Below are 19449 nucleotides of genomic sequence, written 5' to 3'. Positions count from 1 at the left end.
TGTTCACATTTCGTTCATATTTATTTTTTATACTATTTTCATAAGAAAGAGATAATATAAAAACAGGTTATTAGTCAAATTGCACATAGATTTTTCATAATTGCCCCGGTTGGAAACGACCGGGGTCTCCTCATGTTAAGGGGCTTTTTTGTTAATCAAGTATAGCAGACCACCATTCTTTTTTCAAGTATTCCTATGTATACAGTGAAGTGCAAAAATGCTGCAGAGTTCAGCGCCCTGCAGCATTTTATGATATTTTTTCACTTTTATCTCTGATACTGGATCTTCCAGCCTGCATAGGGGAGACTGAGACCGGTTGCCTCACTCTTTTTCTCCCCGTCTTTATCTAAGGTAAACACCTTTCCATTTTCAATGATATAGGCAGCTTTTCCATTAGAAGAATACTTCTTTTCCTCTGTCTGCACCTTTCCATTCTCATTTACCAGATAGATCTGGCCTGCAACCTTAAAAGGCCCATAGGAACTTCCCTCTTTAGCACTGACTAAAAGACCATTATTATAGAGGAAACCGTCCTTTTCACCTGTAACACCGCATCCCTTTTCAGAACCGGATGTACCGGAACAGAAGGTATAAACCTTATCTTTCTTATCCACTGCATTGGTATTACGCCCAATGCTCATGGCACCGCCTGCTTCCGGATCAAAGTAAGCAGTCTCCGTCTTGCCTCCCGAAGTGAATTTGATCAGTCCGGACTGGCAGACACCGTAGGAATCAAAGAAATAATATTTTCCATCTATTTTTACGGCTCCGTCCTTCACCCCGGTGGCATCTGCTGATAAAAACAACGGACTTCCATTATTTTCCAGATAAAACCATCGGGAACCATCCTTCTTCATAAGAGCTGTTTCCTCAGCATTGGTCTTTCTCACTGCCTGGACATTCAGTGCAGTGCTCCATGCCTTTGTATCCCATGGTCTTTCAGAAGTTTCAAGCCACTGCCCCTTTAACATTCCATCTTCTTTTCCGCCAAGATATACAAAACGGCTGATGCCTGTTCCGTCTCCCGGCTCTGCCTTTTCTTTTACACACTGCCAGCCGGTGAGCATAACACCGTTTTCATCAAAATAATATTTCCTTCCGTCAATAGCCGCTTCTTTTGGAACGCCGTTTTCACCTTTTCTTGCCTTGCCGTTAGACTGGAAATAGTACCATTTTCCATTTTCGGAATCAGGGACAAGATCCTTTGAAATACTTCCCTCTGCCGGACGTTTCTTTCCATTGCTTTCCAGGAAGTACCAGCCGCTTCTGGTATAACCCTCAGAACCATTTCCCAGATAATAAATATCCCCGTTTTCATAATGCCAGCCGGTACGCATCCTGCCGTCACTGTCAAAACAATACTTTGCCTTTTCTATAGTCTTCCAGTCATTTTTCTCAACTTTTCCGTTCCGGCCAAGATAATACCAGCCGGATTTCATAGAACCCTCATTTTCATCCACATAGATCCAGGATTCTTTTGTCATGCTGCCATCTTCCCCGGCATAGTAAGTTCCATCGATCCAGGTATTCTTTGCCAGATTGCCTTCTCCATCCAGATAATAGGACACTCCCTGGGAAGTTTTCCACTCATTCTTTGCATAAGAACCATTGCTGTCCACAAAATGAACTGCTCCATTTTCATTGACCCAGCCTTTTTCCGCTGCCATAACAGAAAGCGGAACTGTCCCGGCGATCAAAGTTCCAACAACCAGTGCCCTGATCCAGTTTGTCATCCAACGTTTCTGATCTTTCATATTCTATCCCTCCTAAAAATGGCTGCTTACTCATGTTTTTGCAAATTCTCCCAATATCATTTTATCAGAAAAATCAGGCAAATACATGAATTAATTTTGAATATTTACATAACAATTCCTTAAACGCTACTTTTGATGTCTGAGACAAAGACTCCGTGAGGACATCTTACATATTTATTTCCGGGAGACGTCCATACAATTTCGCCATTCTCCTGCACTGCTTTAAAACATCACTGTTCAGCTCTCCCGGCAGCAGCCTCCATTTCCAGTTTTTTCCAAGTGTAGACGGTTCGTTAATACGCGCCTCTGCTCCCAGTCCCAGATAATCCTGCACCGGTATTACTGCCAGCTTCGCCGGGCTTGCCATAGCCAGACGTATAAACTCCCAGTGCATCTCCTTCTTCGGGGTATGGCGGCAGCCCATGTATTCCCTTGCAAAGGACTTATCTTTCCGGCTCATGGTCTCGTACCATCCCACCAGGGTATCATTATCATGGGTTCCTGTATACACAATACTGTTTTCTGTGAATTTGTGAGGCAGATAATCACTGTTTTCTGTGTCATCAAAAGCAAATTCCAGTACCTTCATTCCCGGGAATCCGCTTTCCTTTAACATCTCATGGACTTCCGGTGTCAGAAAGCCCAGATCCTCTGCAATGATGGGCAGCTTCTCTTTTTTCAGGCTTTTCTTCAGCTGGTCAAACAGCTCCAGTCCCGGTCCCTTTTCCCAATGGCCAAACTCAGCGGTAAGATCCCCATAAGGAATGGAATAATATGCTTCAAAACCCCTGAAATGATCCACACGCACTACATCATACAGCTTCAGACAGTACTCCATACGTTTGATCCACCAGCTGTAATGATCCTTCTTATGATATCCCCAGTCATACAGCGGATTTCCCCAAAGCTGACCTGTTGCTGAAAATGCATCTGGCGGACAGCCGGCCACTGCCTTTGGCAGACATTCCCCATCAAACTGGAACAGCTCCGGATGAGCCCAGCTGTCAGCCCCGTCAAAAGCCACATAGATGGGGATATCCCCAATGATCTGGATACCATTTTCATTGGCATAGGCTTTTAAACGGCTCCACTGTTCATTAAACTGAAACTGTTGGAATTCATAAAATCCCATCTCATCTTCCAGCATTTTTTTGTATTTCTCTACTGCCGCAGTCTTGCGAAGCCGGATGTCCTCATCCCATTTATTCCAGCTGGCACTTTTAAAATGATCCTTTACTGCCATATAAAAGCAATATTCTCTGGTTTCAGGATCCAGCTTAGACTTAAGGAACTGACGATGATCCATCTTTTCAGCCTTTGTCCCTGCTTTTTCCACATTTTCTGTCCATTTAGCCTCTTTTTTCCACCGTTCATAAGCCTTTTTCAGTACCTTAAACCGTGCTTTGTATATTTTATCGTAAGCAATAAACCGGTCATCATCACCAAAATCAGCTTCTTCACATTCATTTTCTGTAAGAAGGCCTTCCTGGATCAGCTGCTCCAGATCAATAAAATAAGGATTTCCTGCAAAAGCAGAAAATGCCTGATAAGGCGAATCCCCAAAACCCGTAGGGCCCAATGGAAGGATCTGCCAGAAGCCCTGTCCGCCTTCCTTTAACTGATCTACAAATTCATAAGCTTCTTTTGAAAAACAGCCAATGCCATACTTAGATGGCAGACTGGCGATTGGAAGAAGCATGCCGCATTCTCTCATATTATTGATTCCCTTCTTTTTGCTGTGAAAGTATTGTCATTTATATCTTAGTGTAGCACATTTCTTATTCCCCTACAACAAAAGTGAACGCTCTCCTGACGTTCGGGCTGCTCCCAACTACCTGACTGCTCTTTCTCTCCCCGATACTGCCCCGGCGTCACCCCAAACTTTCGTCTAAACAGCCGGTTAAAATAAGAAAGATTTTCAAATCCACATTTCAATGCGATCTGGGTCACACTTTCCTCTGTATTCTGCAGAAATTCCCCAGCCCTGGTCAGCCGGTAATCATTGAGATACTGGATAAAAGACATCCCCGCATACTGCTTAAAATACTTCATAAAATGTGACTCACTGTAAAAGCACAGCTCTGCCGCCTGCTTAATACTGATCTCTTCCCCAAAATGTTCCCGGATGTAGTCCAATATCCCCTTGATCTTCTCCCTTGCATGCCCCGGCTTCTTTTCAGCAAATAGAATCCCTCTGCCATAAGCATAATACAAAAACAGGAACAACTGTCCCTTAACCGCCAGCTGGTACCCATTTCCCCGCTGCTGCGAAAATTTATCCAACTCCCGTATCACGTTCCCAAACACCTCATAGTCCGGCTGTCCTTTTTGTATCAGAACCGGCTTTTTTGCCTGTCCTTCCTGCAGGGGACTAAGAAAATGCACCGTGCAGCCGTCTCCATTATCTCCCATAAGCATAGAAATACGGAAAATGATATTTTCGTACTCCATTCTTTCCCCGCTCCCACAGGAGATTGCATGAAGCTGACCTGGAAAAACAGCCAGAATATCTCCTTCTGACACAGGATAAGATACTGTGTCCACCGTGATCCGCCCATTTCCCTTCTTAACCGCGATAATTTCCATTTCCTCATGCCAGTGAAGAGCCACATGTGTGAAATCCACCGGGATAGAGCAGGGATAAATGTTAAAAGGGAACCCTCTTTTTCCATGCTCTTTTATTTCATGATAGCCCTGGTTCATCTTCCTCACCCATTCCTTTCTCCCGTCTTCTTTCAGCCACTTTTCATTCAACTGTTATTTTCTTATCCTATTTTTCATTTTTTGATAGTATTGTACTATAATATACTGGCATTCTGCAAGACAGAAAGAAATTTGTTTTTTATAATGTTCCCATAAGCATCTGAAAAATGCATACGGATACACGTTGACATATTACCACAGAAAGGAAATGAATTTCATGGTTGAACATACAATGACAAAAGAAATATTAAAAAACAGACTGACTGCTCTCTGCAAAAAGGAAATCTCTGACTGCTCTGAAAAAGAGCTTTATACAGGACTTTTATCTCTGGTACAGGAAATGGCAAAAGACAAAGAATCCAATCAGGGAAAGAAAAAGCTTTACTATATCTCCGCTGAGTTTCTGATCGGCAAACTGCTTTCCAACAACATGATCAATCTTGGGATCTATGATACAGTAAAGAACCTTCTGGAAGAAAATGGAAAATCCTTAAGTGCAGTAGAGGAGACCGAGCCTGAGCCATCTCTTGGAAACGGTGGTCTTGGACGTCTGGCTGCATGTTTTCTGGACTCTATTGCCACTTTAGGCTTAAATGGTGACGGCGTTGGTTTAAATTACCATTTCGGTCTTTTCAAGCAGCTGTTTAAAGACAACAAACAGGCAGAAGAACCAAATCCTTGGATTGAGAATACTTCCTGGCTGACAAAAACAGATGTAACCTATAAAATTCCATACAAGAACTTCACCCTTACATCCCGTATGTATGACATTGAAGTTACCGGCTACAACAACCGAACCAATAAGCTCCACCTGTTTGATGTGGAAACAGTAGATGAAAGCATTGTAGAGGACGGTATTTCCTTTGACAAGACCGATATTGCCAAAAACCTGACTCTTTTCCTCTATCCGGACGACAGTGATAAAGAAGGACGTATCCTTCGTATCTACCAGCAGTATTTCATGGTCAGCAATGCTGCCAGACTGATCTTAGACGAAGCCATTGCCAAAGGTTCCACTCTTTATGACCTTGCCGACTACGCTGTGATCCAGATCAATGACACCCATCCAACTATGGTCATCCCGGAACTGATCCGCCTGCTGACTACAGAACACGGCATGGAAATGGACGATGCCATTGAGATCGTAAGCCACTGCTGCGCATACACCAACCATACGATACTGGCAGAGGCACTGGAAAAGTGGCCGGTAGAATTCTTCAAAGAGGCCGTTCCACAGCTCCTTCCTATTATGGAGGTCCTGGATGATAAGGTACGCCGCAAATTCGATGATCCATCTGTTTATATCATCGATAAAAATGATCTGGTGCACATGGCCCACATTGACATCCACTATGGCTTCAGCGTAAACGGTGTTGCCTCCCTTCACACTGATATTTTAAAAGAGACTGAATTAAACAACTTCTACAAGCTTTATCCTGAGAAGTTTAATAATAAGACCAATGGCATTACCTTCCGCCGCTGGCTGCTGCACAGCAATCCGGAACTGACTGACTTCATCACCAGTTTTATTGGGGACGGATTTAAGAAAGATGCAGAAGAATTAAAGAAATTAAATACACCTGTTATCACAAAGAATTTGAAACAGCTTTACCGCCTGTTAGACATCAAGGCCCAGAAAAAGGCAGCGCTGGCTGACTATCTGGAAAAGACCCAGGGCATCACCATTAACCCGGACTCCATTTTCGATATCCAGATCAAACGTCTTCATGAGTACAAGAGACAGCAGATGAATGCCCTTTATCTCATCCATAAATACCTGGAGATCAAAAAGGGTAAAAAACCAACTACACCGATCACTGCCATCTTCGGGGCAAAGGCTGCACCTGCCTATATCATTGCCAAGGATATTATCCATATGATCCTCTGCCTGCAGCAGATCATTGAAAAGGACCCTGAGGTAAAACCATACTTAAATGTAGTTATGGTAAGCAACTACAATGTTACTCTGGCTGAAAAGCTGATCCCGGCCTGCGATATTTCCGAGCAGATCTCCCTTGCTTCCAAGGAAGCCAGCGGAACCGGAAACATGAAATTCATGTTAAATGGTGCTGTAACCCTTGGAACCGATGACGGCGCTAACGTAGAGATCCATGAGCTGGTAGGCGATGACAATATCTACATCTTCGGTGATTCCAGTGAGACTGTCATTGAACGCTACAAAAACGCCAGCTACTGCTCCAAAGACTACTACGATGCAGACCCGGCTATTAAAGAAGCCGTAGACTTCATCATCAGCAAGAAAATGTTAGCCGTAGGCGATAAAGAGAACCTGGAACGCCTGTACAAAGAACTGTTAAACAAAGACTGGTTTATGACCTTCCCGGATTTCAAAGCTTACTGCGAAGCAAAAGAAAAGGCCTTCGCTGACTACGAAGACCGCACCTCATGGGCAAGAAAAATGTTAGTCAATATCAGCCAGGCCGGATATTTCTCCTCTGACAGAACGATCGGGGAGTATGACCGGGATATCTGGAAATTAAGATGATCCTGGATTCAAAAATACTATGTTCAAAAGGTCAGAAAAACCTCCTGCAAGCAAGTTTGCAGGAGGCTTTTTTACTTCAGACCCGCCAAAAACATGGGTAAATGGCTGTGATCTGGCTCATTTCATATTATGATGTGAGTGTCAAAAGTAAATTTTGCCACTCACTGATGTAACCGGATTGCTCCATTGCTATGCAATTCCCGCAATCCTCGAACACCTCAAACTCCCATAAAATGGCGTGTTCACACCATTTTATTTCGTTTTCGGTGTTCGGCGTGTCAATAAGTATAAATTGCTTATTTGTGCGAGCACAAACGCAATTTATACTTTTGACACTTACATCATATTATTTTGTAATGTACGGATCAATTCTTCCATTACGATCGGCTTGGACAAAAATCCATCCATACCACATTTCAGTGCTTGCTTTCTGTCTTCGTCAAAAGCATTGGCAGTCATTGCAAGGATCCTGATCTTTGCCAGTGCCGGATCCTCCAGTGCACGGATCTGCTCCGTGGCCTCATATCCGTTCATTACAGGCATCTGAATATCCATAAGCACCAGATCATAAGTGCCTGGTGCTGAATTCTTCACTTTCTCCACTGCCTCTGCTCCATTTTCCGCTATATCAACCAGGAATCCATATTGTTTAAGAAGCTCCTCAGCAATTTCACGGTTTAACTCATTGTCTTCCACAAGCAATATACATCTACCTCTGAAATCAGGACCTGCTTCCGGAAGGATACGGTCCTCTGCCCCGGTCTGCTTCTGACCGATAGCAGCCATCAGTGTCTCTCTGATATCTGACATAAACAGCGGTTTTGCACAAAATGCATTTACTCCTGCTGCTCTGGCTTCTACTTCAATATCTGACCAGTCATAAGCAGTCAGGATAATGATCGGTGTATCATCACCCATACTGCGGATCTGCCGGGTGACTTCAATACCATTCATATCCGGCAGACGCCAGTCGATGATATAAGCATGGAATGCATCCCCCAGTTCCATAGACTGCCGTGCACGAAGAACGGCTTCCTTACCTGAAAGTGTCCATTCTGAACGCATTCCAACCTTTACAAGCATCTTTGTCACACTGTCACAGGTATTAAAATCATCGTCTACAACCAATGCCTTAAGGTCTTCCAGCTCTGCAATCTTCTCTATACTGCGCTGCTCTGACTGGATCCGCAATGGAAGACGGACTATAAATTCAGTTCCTTTGCCCTGCTCTGTCCGAACCTCAATGGTTCCCCCCATCATATCCACAATATTCTTGGTAATGGCCATACCAAGCCCGGTGCCCTGAGTCCTGCTGACCGTGGATGTCCGCTCCCGTTCAAAAGGAGAAAATATCTTCTGTACAAATTCCTGGCTCATACCGATCCCGCTATCCTTTACCCGGATCTCGTACAGCCCACTGCCCTTTTTCGCCCCAGGAAACTGCTTCAGCCGGACAGAAACGGTTCCCCCTGCAGGAGTAAACTTGATCGCATTAGACAAAAGATTTAACAGCACCTGGTTCAGTCTCGTTTTATCACAATAAACATCCTCATCTGTAATATCCATGGCATCCATATAAAGCTCTAGCTGCTTCGCATAGATATGTCCACTGATGATCGTCTTCAGATCATGGAGCATATCAGACAGACTGACCTCTGTTTCTTCCAGATGTATCTTCCCGCTCTCTATACGGCTCATATCCAGTACATCATTGATCAGTGAAAGCAGATGGTTGCTGGATGAAAGGATCTTTCCCAGATAATCCCTGACTTTTTCCTTATTGTCAATGTTGCTTACAGCCAGTGTAGTAAAACCGATAACAGCATTCATTGGCGTGCGGATATCATGGGACATGTTGGAAAGGAATGTACTCTTTGCCCGGTTGGCAGTCTCCGCAGCGCGGACTGCCTCATAAAGGGCCTGGTTCATTTTCTTATCAACGGTACGGTCAGACATAACCAGGATATATTTCTTTTTTCCGTTTACCTCACTGCCCATTGCAATAATATGAAACCAGCGTTGTTCCCCTGTTTTCTGGTGAACATATTCAAAATCCCATTCCTGCTGCTCATTTACCTGAATCTCTTTCAGATAATTCTTCTTTGGATCTTCAAAATGCAGTTTTCCCAAAACACCAATATCCTTCTGGATCTGTTCTACTGTAATACCCAGCAGTTTTTCCACATTGGGACTTACATAATCTGCCTTATATGTTTTTGCATCCAGCATCAGAAAAACGTCATCTACATTCATTGACAGCTTTTGAAACAGCTCATCCCTATAGAGGATCTCAATATCCCTTCTTTTCAGGCTTATCCTGTTCTTTTGGAGGATCAGTTCAATAATAAAAACAGCAATACCGAACACTATGGCCCCTCCAAGGAGCATAGTCCGAAGCTGCAGAGAATTCATGCTGGCATTGACTATATCAGCCTGGACAAGTCCCAGAAATATCCAGTCCTGATATTTCGATCTTCCATAAATCAGATAGTAGTTACTTCCATCCAGGTTCACCAGCATCGCATCTGTACGTCCCTCTTTAAATTTCCCTGAAAGTTCAAGGATCTTTTCTTCGGACATATTGGAATGCTCTCTTAAAACACCAAAGAAATTATACACGGTTCCCCATGCCTCAAAGGAATGATCGATGACAACACGGCCATCTGGATGAACCACATAACTCTTGGCATTTCCATTAAAAGCAGAGATATCCAGTACATCTACTATATCAGCGTTTTCATATGCAATGGCAATTGCGTCATATTCAAATCCCTGATAGCTTCCATGATACTGGGGGCTGGCAAATACAAGCATCTGTGGTTTTCCGGGAACTACTGCATTTGTTATGATATCCTCCCCCTGTGCTATCTTATCTTCAAGATCTTCCTGCAATCCAAGATAGCCGGTTTCACCTGTTAACATCTTATAGTTGCCGTCAGCTGACAGAAAATAGAAATATAAAAAACCGGCTTCATCCTGGGCTTTATCTACATAATCACGGATCTCGCTTTCATCAGAAGTCTTCTGCAGATACTCCCCCCACATATGAAGATAGGTCAGATTCTTATTTGTCAGTTCATTTAACACATTATTTGACTGACGAAAAACCTCAGTCAAATGAGAAACACTTTCCTCATAAACCGTTTTCGACACAAACTCAAAATACCGGAAAACAGTCAAAACGATCCCAATGAAGAAAACAATAAAGACAGCTATCCTTAATCGTTTTCTTATGAAAAAGTTCTCTCTGTCTGTATTACGATTTCCAATATCCATTCTTCTCACCTCAGGGTAATGTAGTCTTCAGGCTCTGCAAGAATAACATTACCCTCCGAAATATGTCCTGTCCAGGTATCTTTCACAGAAATATCTCCACTGTCAAATACAATATTTTTACCTGCAGGATCAGCTTCCATGTGTCGCGGTATTGCCAGACAGGTTACAGTAAACCTGTCATTGTCCCCAACTACTTTTCCATTCTTTGTAACTTTATCCAGCGTATAGCCATCGTCATTTTCCCTGACCTTCACAGAAATGCCGCTGACTACAGGCAGAGAGCCCCTGTTAAAAGGAATGAAACCTCCCTCATAGCCTTCTACAAAGTTTCTGACTGTCTCCTTCAGTTCAGACCCGCTCATCGTACACTTGTAAGCCCAAAGACCATTTGGCATGATCATTCTGCCTGCCATTTTTTCACTGTACTTTGCCTTAAGTACATTTCCTGTAAAGCTGTTTCCTGATGCGATCAGCACATCTGTGCCATAAATACCCCGCAAAGTGTTTGCCATAACAGAATACGCTTCATTCCCCCCATCGGTATGAAAAATATTAGAATAAGTTTTCTGTGGCTCCAGCACGATATTCTCAGAAGTGGTGCTTTCCTCAAGAAGCTGGGTATTAAATGACTGATAAGCCTGCTCTGCATCGTATTCCCCTGAGATCATCCTGGAAACCACATCCTTAGAAATGGCAAAAAAGTCATTTGACGCAATACGGATATACATATGGTTTTCTTCGATCACAGGCTTTACATCTTTCAGGTATTCTGTAAGACGGATATCTACATTCTGACTATAGCTTAATATATCCTGTCCCTCATAAACGATCTGGTTCTGTGCCTCCTCTGAAAGCATTGTATTCAGCACCTTCATTGCCTTCTGCCGGCGCGTTTCATCCTGTGTCAGATCACGGTTTAATGCCACCTGGAAATAGGGTGTAGTCATCAGCCACTTTTCGCCGTTCTCTTGAAAAAATGGCAGAAATGTTGTGTTGATCCCCTGGTCCTGAAATATTTTTACACCGAAAGAACTGCCAAAATACATGGCAACCTTACCGTTTTTGTACAATTCAGTCACATCATCATAATTCATATCCAAATCGTCCCGGCTCAATCCTGTATCCTTTATGAATTGCTCCATACGTTCAAAGACCTCCGGCCAGACTGTACTGTCCAGACCTTCTCTTTTTGTATTTTCCGGATCACTGTAGATGGTACGCCATTTGCGTCCGGCTGCTGAAGAAAGCTCTGAAGCAGACAGTCCCTGCAGCGTTTCCATACATGTATAATCATAATAATAGTCTGCAGCAAAACCACGGATACCTGCTTTTTTAAATTCCCTGCATGCAGAAACAAAGCTTTCGTAATCTGTTGGCAGAGGAATATCATACTTTTCAAAAAGATCCCTGTTCACTACAAAGCCATGGGCATCTGCACACACAGGAAGCCAGTTTACGCTGCCATCCCGGTTCGTAAAACTGTTAATGTATGTATTATAGACAGCACCTGCCTCATTGGTTGTGGAAAGATCCATCAGGCTGTCTTTAAGTGGGCTTGCATCATGAAGTGAAAAACGGCAGCAGGTTATAACATCCGGCAATCCACCGTTTTCCTTCAGGAACCGGTAGAAATCCAGGTCATTATTACCTACCACAAATTCAATATTAATATCCGGAAGCTGTTTCTGGATGTATGGGGCATATTTTTCATACAGCTGCGTGGACCACAAATATACTGTGATCGTTTCTGCATCTTCTTTTTCTGCACGCTTTCTGCCACAGCCTGACAGAAGTGATATAACTGTCACCATCACAAAAAGTACAGAAAACAATCTATTCCATTTTTTCTTTTTCATTACGGATCCCCCCAAAACTATTTTCCACTAATCCGCTGATCACTTTTACCAGTAATTTCACATCAACCGGTTTTGCAATATGTTCATCCATCCCTGCTTCTTTTGCTTTCAGCTTATCCTCGGTAAAGGCATTTGCTGTCATTGCAATGATGGGGACCACCTTTGCATCTTTCCTGTCCAGAGACCTGATTATCTTTGCTGCTTCATAGCCATTCATGACCGGCATCATAATATCCATAAGGATGACATCAAATCCACCAGGTCTGCTTTTTTCGAATATCTCAACCGCTTCCTGTCCATTCCATGCTTTCGTCACCTGGGCGCCCTCATTCTGGAGCAAAAATTCAGCAATTTCCATATTCAGCTCATTATCTTCTACCAGAAGGATATTCAGATCCTTTATGGATCTTTCCGATACATTCTTCTGTTCTTTATGTTTATCCGCATCCAGGTCTATTTTAAATGGGATCCGGAGCACAAAGGTCGTACCTTTGTCCCTCTCGCTTTCAAAGGTGATCGTTCCGCCCATTTTTTCTGCCAGGTTCTTGGTGATGGTCATCCCTAAACCTGTTCCCCCAAATTTAGAAGCTCCGCCCTTTTGCTCCCTGGCAAAGGATTCAAAAACATGCTCTTTAAATCCGCTGCTCATGCCAATACCTGTATCCCGGCATGTAAATTCCAGCATTGTACTTTCTGTACTGTGTGACGGGATTTCTTTGCAGCTTAGATCTATGTTTCCATAATCCTTATTGTATTTCACAGCATTACTCAGGATATTCATTAGCATACGTTTCAGATAAAGGGAGCTTCCCAGTAATTTCCGGTTCTTAATCTCTATTGTCTGTTCAACCTTTATTCCCCTTTCATCTGCCTGTCTGCTAACCAAGTCCATTACATCATTTATTGTCTTATAAACATCAAAAGGCTTTTCTTCCAGCAAAATTTCCCCTGATTCCAGCTTGCTCATATCAAGGACTTCATTGATCAGCTCTAAAAGAATATTTGAGGCTTCACGGATCTTTTTCCTGCAATCTGCCTGTTTCTGCAGATTATTGCTGTAATGATCCCCCACATCGACCATTCCGCAGATCCCATTAATCGGTGTACGGATATCATGACTCATCCTCTGGAGAAATTCTGTCTTCGCCCGATTGGCCGCCTCTGCCTTTTCAGCTGCTTCCAGAAGTTTTCTCTGATACTCCTGTTCTCTTTCCTTTTCTATTTTAATGCTGTTCTCCCTGGATTTTTTAAGAAGCAGCCATACCAGTGTCACCACCACCATATAAATAAACATGACCATTATCACATTTTGGGGCAACGTATGAAATACGGTACGCTCCGGAATATATGCATAAATGTAATAATCCCTTTGTTTCATCATCAGTCCATAATAGGAATCGTCAGCCACATTTAAATGCATTAAATGTCTGCTGTCTGCATTTTTCTTTAAAGCCTGGATCACCTCCTGTTTTTTCGCATCCTGACCGATAAGGCTGGTATCGTTGGAAGCAATGACCACACCATTATCCACGATCATGATCGTTCCGTCACTAAAGGTCTGATATCCATTTAACAGGCTCTGTATGGTCAGCTTATAATTTTGTAAAAACTCAGCAGATGTGTAATAATAAGTAATTACAATACCAGGTTCATCTCTCCTGGCACAGGCAGCTACATCTATATGCCCTCCATCATCACAGCTGATCTGCTGGGAATACACCTTTTCCTCATGGTCTGCAATATCCAGTATGGTTTCTTTATTAACATGTTCCTGTATTTTTGCAAAACGGCTTCTATCCCTACTCCCGCTCTCACTATATTCACCTACCGTGTTTCCATTTGCATCCAGTACTATAGCACCTGTCAGCCATAACTGGTCTGTACATTCTTCTAAAAGCTGATTGTTAAATTCTTTTCCGTCCTGTGTTTTTGCATCTATGACAACACTAACCTGTCTTGCACTGTCAATCGCACGTATCAGGCATTTACATTCTGATACCTCATTATAACGTGTATACACAGAACATTGTACCTTCACATAATTTACTATATTCAAAAGCCGGGATTCCTCACGGGCTTTACTAAAATAGAAAAAATACAGAACTGTAAAACAGATCAGGCACATACCCAGGACTGCACTGACAGTCCAGAATTTTATTTTTATCCAGTCCTGTTTATTCTTCTCCAATTTTATCTACCTCCAGATATTTCTCCGGATCATCAAGATACTTCCCGATGATTTTGGCGGCTGTTCCATCTTCTTTCATGTCAGCTAATGTCTGTTCTAATTTCTGGCAAATACCTCTGGTGTCATCCTTTGCAAAAGCAACTCCGAGCCCCACTGTCATAAGTGGTTCATCCAGGATACGCAGTTCCATATTATAATCCTTCATATATTGGATAATAGATTCCTCATGGGCTCCCAGAGCATCAACATAGCCTTTTCCTAAAAAAGTATATATCAATTCCCTGTTTTCCAGACTGATCAGATTACCCAGCTTAGGAATCCTTTCATCTGTCCGATGCAGAAATATCTCTTCCGGTTTTGTTGTTGACTGGACAGCAAGTTTTTTTCCCTTCAGATCACTTAATTTATAGATATCACTGCCAGGATTGACTGCAACAACCTGCCTGCTTATCATATACGGACCTGCCCACTGATAATCATCCAGTCGTCCTTTCATGGAAAAACAGCCCATAATACAGTCTATTTCTCCATTTTCTAACAGTTTCTTTTTCTGTTCCCAGCTGATGGGAATGATCTCTATCTTATATCCCATTCTTCCAAATGCTTCCGTCGCCAGATCAACATCTATTCCCGTCGGCATGCCATCCTCGTTTAGAAAATTATAGGGAGGATAATTATCACTTCCGATTTTTATAGCAGGATTTTTCGTTGTGTCAGTTATTTTATCTGTCTTATTGCATCCTGTGAGAGCTGTCATTAATACTGTCATTAATATAAGAAATATCAATCCAGCCGTAACTTTTTTCCCTTTTTTCACCTTAAAAACCTCATTTCCATATCCTGTCGGTACAATTTACTAATCGGTATTTGCGCCCCCCCATTGATTTTTATGCTTTTTATAGTCTTTTTCAGCACCTCCATCTCAACTGGCTTTGAAATATGGGCATTCATGCCTGCTGCCAGAGAATGTTGGATATCCTCTGAAAATGCATTGGCAGTCATGGCAATGACCGGGATCATCTTTGCCAGTTCATGTGAACTTTGGCGGATCGCCTTTGTTGCCTCATAACCATTCATAACAGGCATCTGCACATCCATCAGGATCATGTCATACTCCCCTGGCACAGACTGTCCAAAGGTCTCCACAAGCTTTTTACCGTTTTCACAGATCGTACACTCTGCACCCTCGATCTTTAACAGCTCTGTCAAGATCTCCGCATTTAGCTCATTATCTTCTGCACACAGGAACCTCATGCCTTTCAGGATATTGCCATCCGGCTCATCTTTTTCTATCTGTGATACCTTTTACTCAGACCATAAAAACGTTCCATATTCAAAATGTATACATTCTGGCTTCCATCCTCTGAAAGATATGGCATTAGACCAAACTTATCCCCTGTATCATCTGTTTCCCCAATACCCTTTTTACTTCCCAGCAAAAATAAAGTATTTCCTTCCATAAATTCTTTTCTGGTCTCCTCATCGCTTCGAGAATTCTTTTCATTCGCAGTAAACATACCCATATCTTTCCATTTCTGAATATATTCCATACAATCTTTCATTCCCTGAGCATCCCTTACATTTGCCTTTCCTGTCAGATGATCCTTCTGCCACTGCTTACCCTGGAAAGTGCCTGAAAATGCGGTATCCGCAATGTTGCACATATATTGAAAACCATAACCCGGATATTCGGTCTGTGCCAGGCACAGCTGTACTCCAGCCTCTTTCGCTTCTGCTGCCAGATTTTCCAGATCAGTAAATGATTTTGGAAGAGACCATCCATGCTCTTCCAATAAAGTCTTATTATAAGTGATGCCTATGCAGCTATAGGCTGACGGAAGCATATAAATAGCTCCATCATCTGAGATATCCTGCAGTCTGGCTTCTATAATAATTATCCATAAAATCATAACTGGAAAGATCGATCATTTTATCGCTCACGTCATTGATGTCCGGATCATAGATTGTCTGCGTACAAATATCCGGCAGATCATCTGCAGCTAACCTATTCTGTAAGTAAGCTGTTGTATTTGCACCAGAATAAGAAAGGATCTCCAGGTTTACTTCCGGATACCTTTCATATACCAGTGCAGCCAGACGATCGCAATCTAAAAAAGGAGCCAGGATCGTGACCGCTTCATGTTCACCAGATCCATTTTTATCTGCACAGCCGGTAAGACAAAACAATACCGCTGCAACAGATACCCACAGTATTTTTCTTAATTTCATAATTTTACTTTTCCTGTCTTCTCCTGTTTTCTTCTGCTGACCATTCAAGTTGTCTCAAAATTCAGAAAACTAATTTTATTATACGCCCACGCCCCATCGTACACAAGAAAAATATCACTTCTTTACTGTTTAAAATCGAAAAAAGCACCTGCCACTATTCAGTAGTCCAGTGCTTTGGGGTATAAGATCCAGAAAAGGACACTCATCCTGAATTATTCATAGAGCAATTTCTAATCTAAAGACTGCTCTGCGAATCCCAAAATGATCCGTTGCAGCCATAACTTTTTCAAAACCAGCCGAAAAAGGGTATAAAATCCCTATGCTCAGTTTTGAAACAATTATTGGGCTGTTGTGGTTCGTTAATAGTTGTTATTCCAGCTGTACATTTAGCTTTCCTATTGATGAAAGAGTATCATAGAATTCTTCCTTATAAGGGCAGCTACTGCACAGCTTGAATATGATATATCTTGCTGAATGCACTGCCCTTGCGGCAATCTTCAGCAACTTTAAACGTATGGTATCAATACGTTGTTTCCGCATTTTTGCGGATAATACCAGTCGTCTAAACCAGTTAAATATGTTATACGCAAGAGCATGTACCTGAACCCTGTTTGCATTTACAATCCGGTTATGGCTGCTTACAGCAGCAAAATCAAAACCAGACTTGCTTTCTTTAATGAAGATTTCTTCTTGTTCGAGACATAATAATGATCCTTCTTTCTGTAGTGTTTACAGTATATCAGATTCATTAAGAAATGTCTCTTGAAGTGTCTTAAATTACGATACCATTATATTGTTTTGTGGGTAACATAATTATACAATAAAAGGTGTCCTTTTTGATTGCTTATGCAGAAAAAACAGTAACTTTTTATTCAATATGAGAATTCCCCGTTCTGCCAGATGAATCCCTGGCAAAACGGGGAACTTTTTATCTTAAAAGCGAAATCCCTGAGGAAAATGTATAATTCCTGGCAGTCCTTAATTTTAAAGGGATTTATTGAATTCTAATTTTTCTTTATGAAACACCCCTGGCATCATGAGGGATATTGCCATATTTTCTGCTTAATAATACCGCCTCATATTCGAAAAAGAGTAGTGTAGATAAATTATATGATGTAAGTGTCAAAAGTATAAATTGCGTTTGTGCTCGCACAAATAAGCAATTTATACTTATTGACACGCCGAACACCGAAAACGAAATAAAATGGTGTGAACACGCCATTTTATGGGAGTTTGAGGTGTTCGAGGATTGCGGGAATTGCATAGCAATGGAGCAATCCGGTTACATCAGTGAGTGGCAAAATTTACTTTTGACACTCACATCATTATATGCATTTAATTTCGCCATATGCAATTCCAAACCCCAACTTCCTTCTCTCCCACTATTTTCCTGACCTCTCGAAAAAATATTTCTCCACTAGTGTACTGTATCATTCACTTTCAGCAAAATGACGCAGAATGAATTTTCAATCTGCAAGGCGAAGGAATGAGGCGATGCGGTGGCATCGTCGATTGACGACAACACAGCAGATGGAAATTCAGGCAAGTCATTATGCGAAATGTGAATGATACAGTACACTAGTATAATCCACAATAATTATCCGCCCCTTTCACTTGTCTAAATTTCCATCTGCCGCGTCAGCTTCAATCGACGATGCTACCGGCATCGCCTCATTCAGCTTCCTTGCACATGAAAATTTATCCTGCGTGTAAGGGATCGGTAATTATCGTGGATTATACCAGGTTCCCCTAATTTGTTCGCTCGCCGTCAGGCGTTTGCCGCCATCAGGCGGCGCATTCAATGAATAAATAGAAAGATAAATGGAAAAGAAAATCATAACCACCCGTCCAACGGGTGGTTTGCACTAGGGCTATAAGCCCTTGTTACTAGGCCAGCGTCTCAAGGCGCTGGCTTTCTCTTTAGACTGTGGGAATTCTGTTTACACAGCCTTCCCACAGCTCCGTTCAAGCCATATTGCTCTTGACTCGTCGCTACCCCTTAAAGGGTATTGTTACTACTTGGCATTAACCCTTAAAAGGGTCTTCATATTCCTTTACACTTAGCTTATCCATTGCTATATCATGCTTTTCCTGCTCTTGGATATATTTTTTTATTGTAGCCTCATTTAATCCTACTGTGCTAACATAATATCCTTCTGCCCAGAAATGACGATTTCCAAATTTATACTTTAAATTTGCGTGTTTATCGAATATCATAAGCGCACTTTTCCCTTTTAAATATCCCATGAATGATGATACACTTATCTTTGGCGGAATACTTACTAACATATGGATATGATCTGGCATTAGATGACCCTCAATAATTTCAACACCTTTATAACTACACAATTGTTTTATAATATCTCTTATATCCGCTTTGTATTGATTGTAAATTATTTTTCGTCTATACTTAGGTGTGAAGACGATATGATATTTGCACATCCATTTCATATGCGCAAGTGAATTTTCTTTCTTCGCCATAAATTACCTTTCCTTTCTGCAATACAGCCTGAACAACTCTATTGTAAACGGAAAGGTGATTTTTTGTATAACAATCGACGCGCACCCGCATAGCGGGTGGTTTATTGTTTCGCCCATCTCCATTTTTCGGAACAACGAAAAACTCCAATGGGCTCAACAGACTAAAGTCCATAATAAAAACGGCGCTGATGCGCCGGCAATCAAGGAATTTATACAACCAATGCACTTTTTTATTCAATGAAAAAGCCGAGGGAGCAATGAAAATTTAGAAATATCTACTTGCATATGGCGAAAATAAATACATATAATTATCTCAACATTCATACACATCCTATATATTTTAGTGCAGAACATTATCGGCCATATAAAAAACGGTCAAAAACCCGCTGTTGCATGATTTCCATATAGCAGCGGGTTTTTGGCCGTAATTCTTTGCTAAAAATCTTCAATACATAT

General features: G+C 41.9%; 11 protein-coding genes and 2 pseudogenes. 1 reads left to right on the top strand and 12 read right to left on the bottom strand.

Annotated features, from left to right (window positions below; all coding sequences use genetic code 11):
- Nucleotides 1–266: 266 nt before the first annotated feature.
- The 3 genes from OGM16_08665 to OGM16_08655 all read right to left on the bottom strand — a co-directional run bounded on the left by OGM16_08665 (nt 267) and on the right by OGM16_08655 (nt 4457).
- Nucleotides 267–1754, bottom strand: a complete 1488-nt coding sequence (locus OGM16_08665; GenBank protein UYJ48266.1) for a cell wall-binding protein — start codon at nt 1752–1754, stop codon at nt 267–269.
- 166 nt (nt 1755–1920) lie between these two features.
- Entirely contained in the window at nt 1921–3468 is a 1548-nt protein-coding gene (gene malQ, locus OGM16_08660; GenBank protein UYJ48265.1) for a 4-alpha-glucanotransferase, read from the bottom strand.
- A gap of 47 nt (nt 3469–3515) precedes the next feature.
- Nucleotides 3516–4457, bottom strand: a complete 942-nt coding sequence (locus OGM16_08655; GenBank protein UYJ48419.1) for an AraC family transcriptional regulator — start codon at nt 4455–4457, stop codon at nt 3516–3518.
- Nucleotides 4458–4689: 232 nt separating this feature from the next.
- Between OGM16_08655 and glgP the strand changes: the two genes are divergently transcribed.
- A complete protein-coding gene (gene glgP, locus OGM16_08650) occupies nt 4690–6963 on the top strand; it encodes a glycogen/starch/alpha-glucan family phosphorylase (GenBank protein UYJ48418.1) in 2274 nt (757 codons plus the stop codon).
- Nucleotides 6964–7299: 336 nt separating this feature from the next.
- Here glgP and OGM16_08645 read toward each other — a convergent pair whose 3' ends face one another.
- The 9 genes and pseudogenes from OGM16_08645 to tnpA all read right to left on the bottom strand — a co-directional run bounded on the left by OGM16_08645 (nt 7300) and on the right by tnpA (nt 18993).
- Nucleotides 7300–10239, bottom strand: coding sequence for a response regulator (locus OGM16_08645; protein UYJ48264.1), 2940 nt, complete (start codon nt 10237–10239; stop codon nt 7300–7302).
- Nucleotides 10240–10244: 5 nt separating this feature from the next.
- Complete coding sequence (locus tag OGM16_08640; protein ID UYJ48263.1) at nt 10245–12095, bottom strand: ABC transporter substrate-binding protein; 1851 nt, start codon at nt 12093–12095, stop codon at nt 10245–10247.
- Nucleotides 12073–14283 (bottom strand): response regulator, encoded by a 2211-nt coding sequence (locus tag OGM16_08635; protein ID UYJ48262.1) that lies wholly within the window; start codon nt 14281–14283, stop codon nt 12073–12075. Before OGM16_08635 ends, OGM16_08640 begins: the two co-directional genes overlap by 23 nt.
- Nucleotides 14270–15052 (bottom strand): ABC transporter substrate-binding protein, encoded by a 783-nt coding sequence (locus OGM16_08630; protein ID UYJ48417.1) that lies wholly within the window; start codon nt 15050–15052, stop codon nt 14270–14272. The genes OGM16_08635 and OGM16_08630 overlap by 14 nt, the downstream gene beginning before the upstream one ends.
- A 44-nt stretch (nt 15053–15096) precedes the next feature.
- Nucleotides 15097–15582: pseudogene (locus OGM16_08625) on the bottom strand (response regulator).
- A complete protein-coding gene (locus tag OGM16_08620) occupies nt 15573–16127 on the bottom strand; it encodes an extracellular solute-binding protein (GenBank protein ID UYJ48416.1) in 555 nt (184 codons plus the stop codon). Before OGM16_08620 ends, OGM16_08625 begins: the two are co-directional and overlap by 10 nt.
- A 13-nt stretch (nt 16128–16140) precedes the next feature.
- Complete coding sequence (locus OGM16_08615) at nt 16141–16512, bottom strand: hypothetical protein (protein UYJ48261.1); 372 nt, start codon at nt 16510–16512, stop codon at nt 16141–16143.
- A 369-nt stretch (nt 16513–16881) separates the two neighbouring features.
- Nucleotides 16882–17193 (bottom strand): annotated as a pseudogene (locus OGM16_08610) (transposase).
- A gap of 1344 nt (nt 17194–18537) precedes the next feature.
- Nucleotides 18538–18993, bottom strand: coding sequence for an IS200/IS605 family transposase (gene tnpA, locus OGM16_08605; protein UYJ48260.1), 456 nt, complete (start codon nt 18991–18993; stop codon nt 18538–18540).
- Between the last annotated feature and the right edge of the window lie 456 nt (nt 18994–19449).

The organism is Lachnospiraceae bacterium, from assembly GCA_025758065.1.
In the GTDB taxonomy this organism is placed as follows: Bacteria; Bacillota; Clostridia; order Lachnospirales; family Lachnospiraceae; genus Enterocloster.
This window is presented reverse-complemented; position numbering and strand designations above follow the sequence as displayed.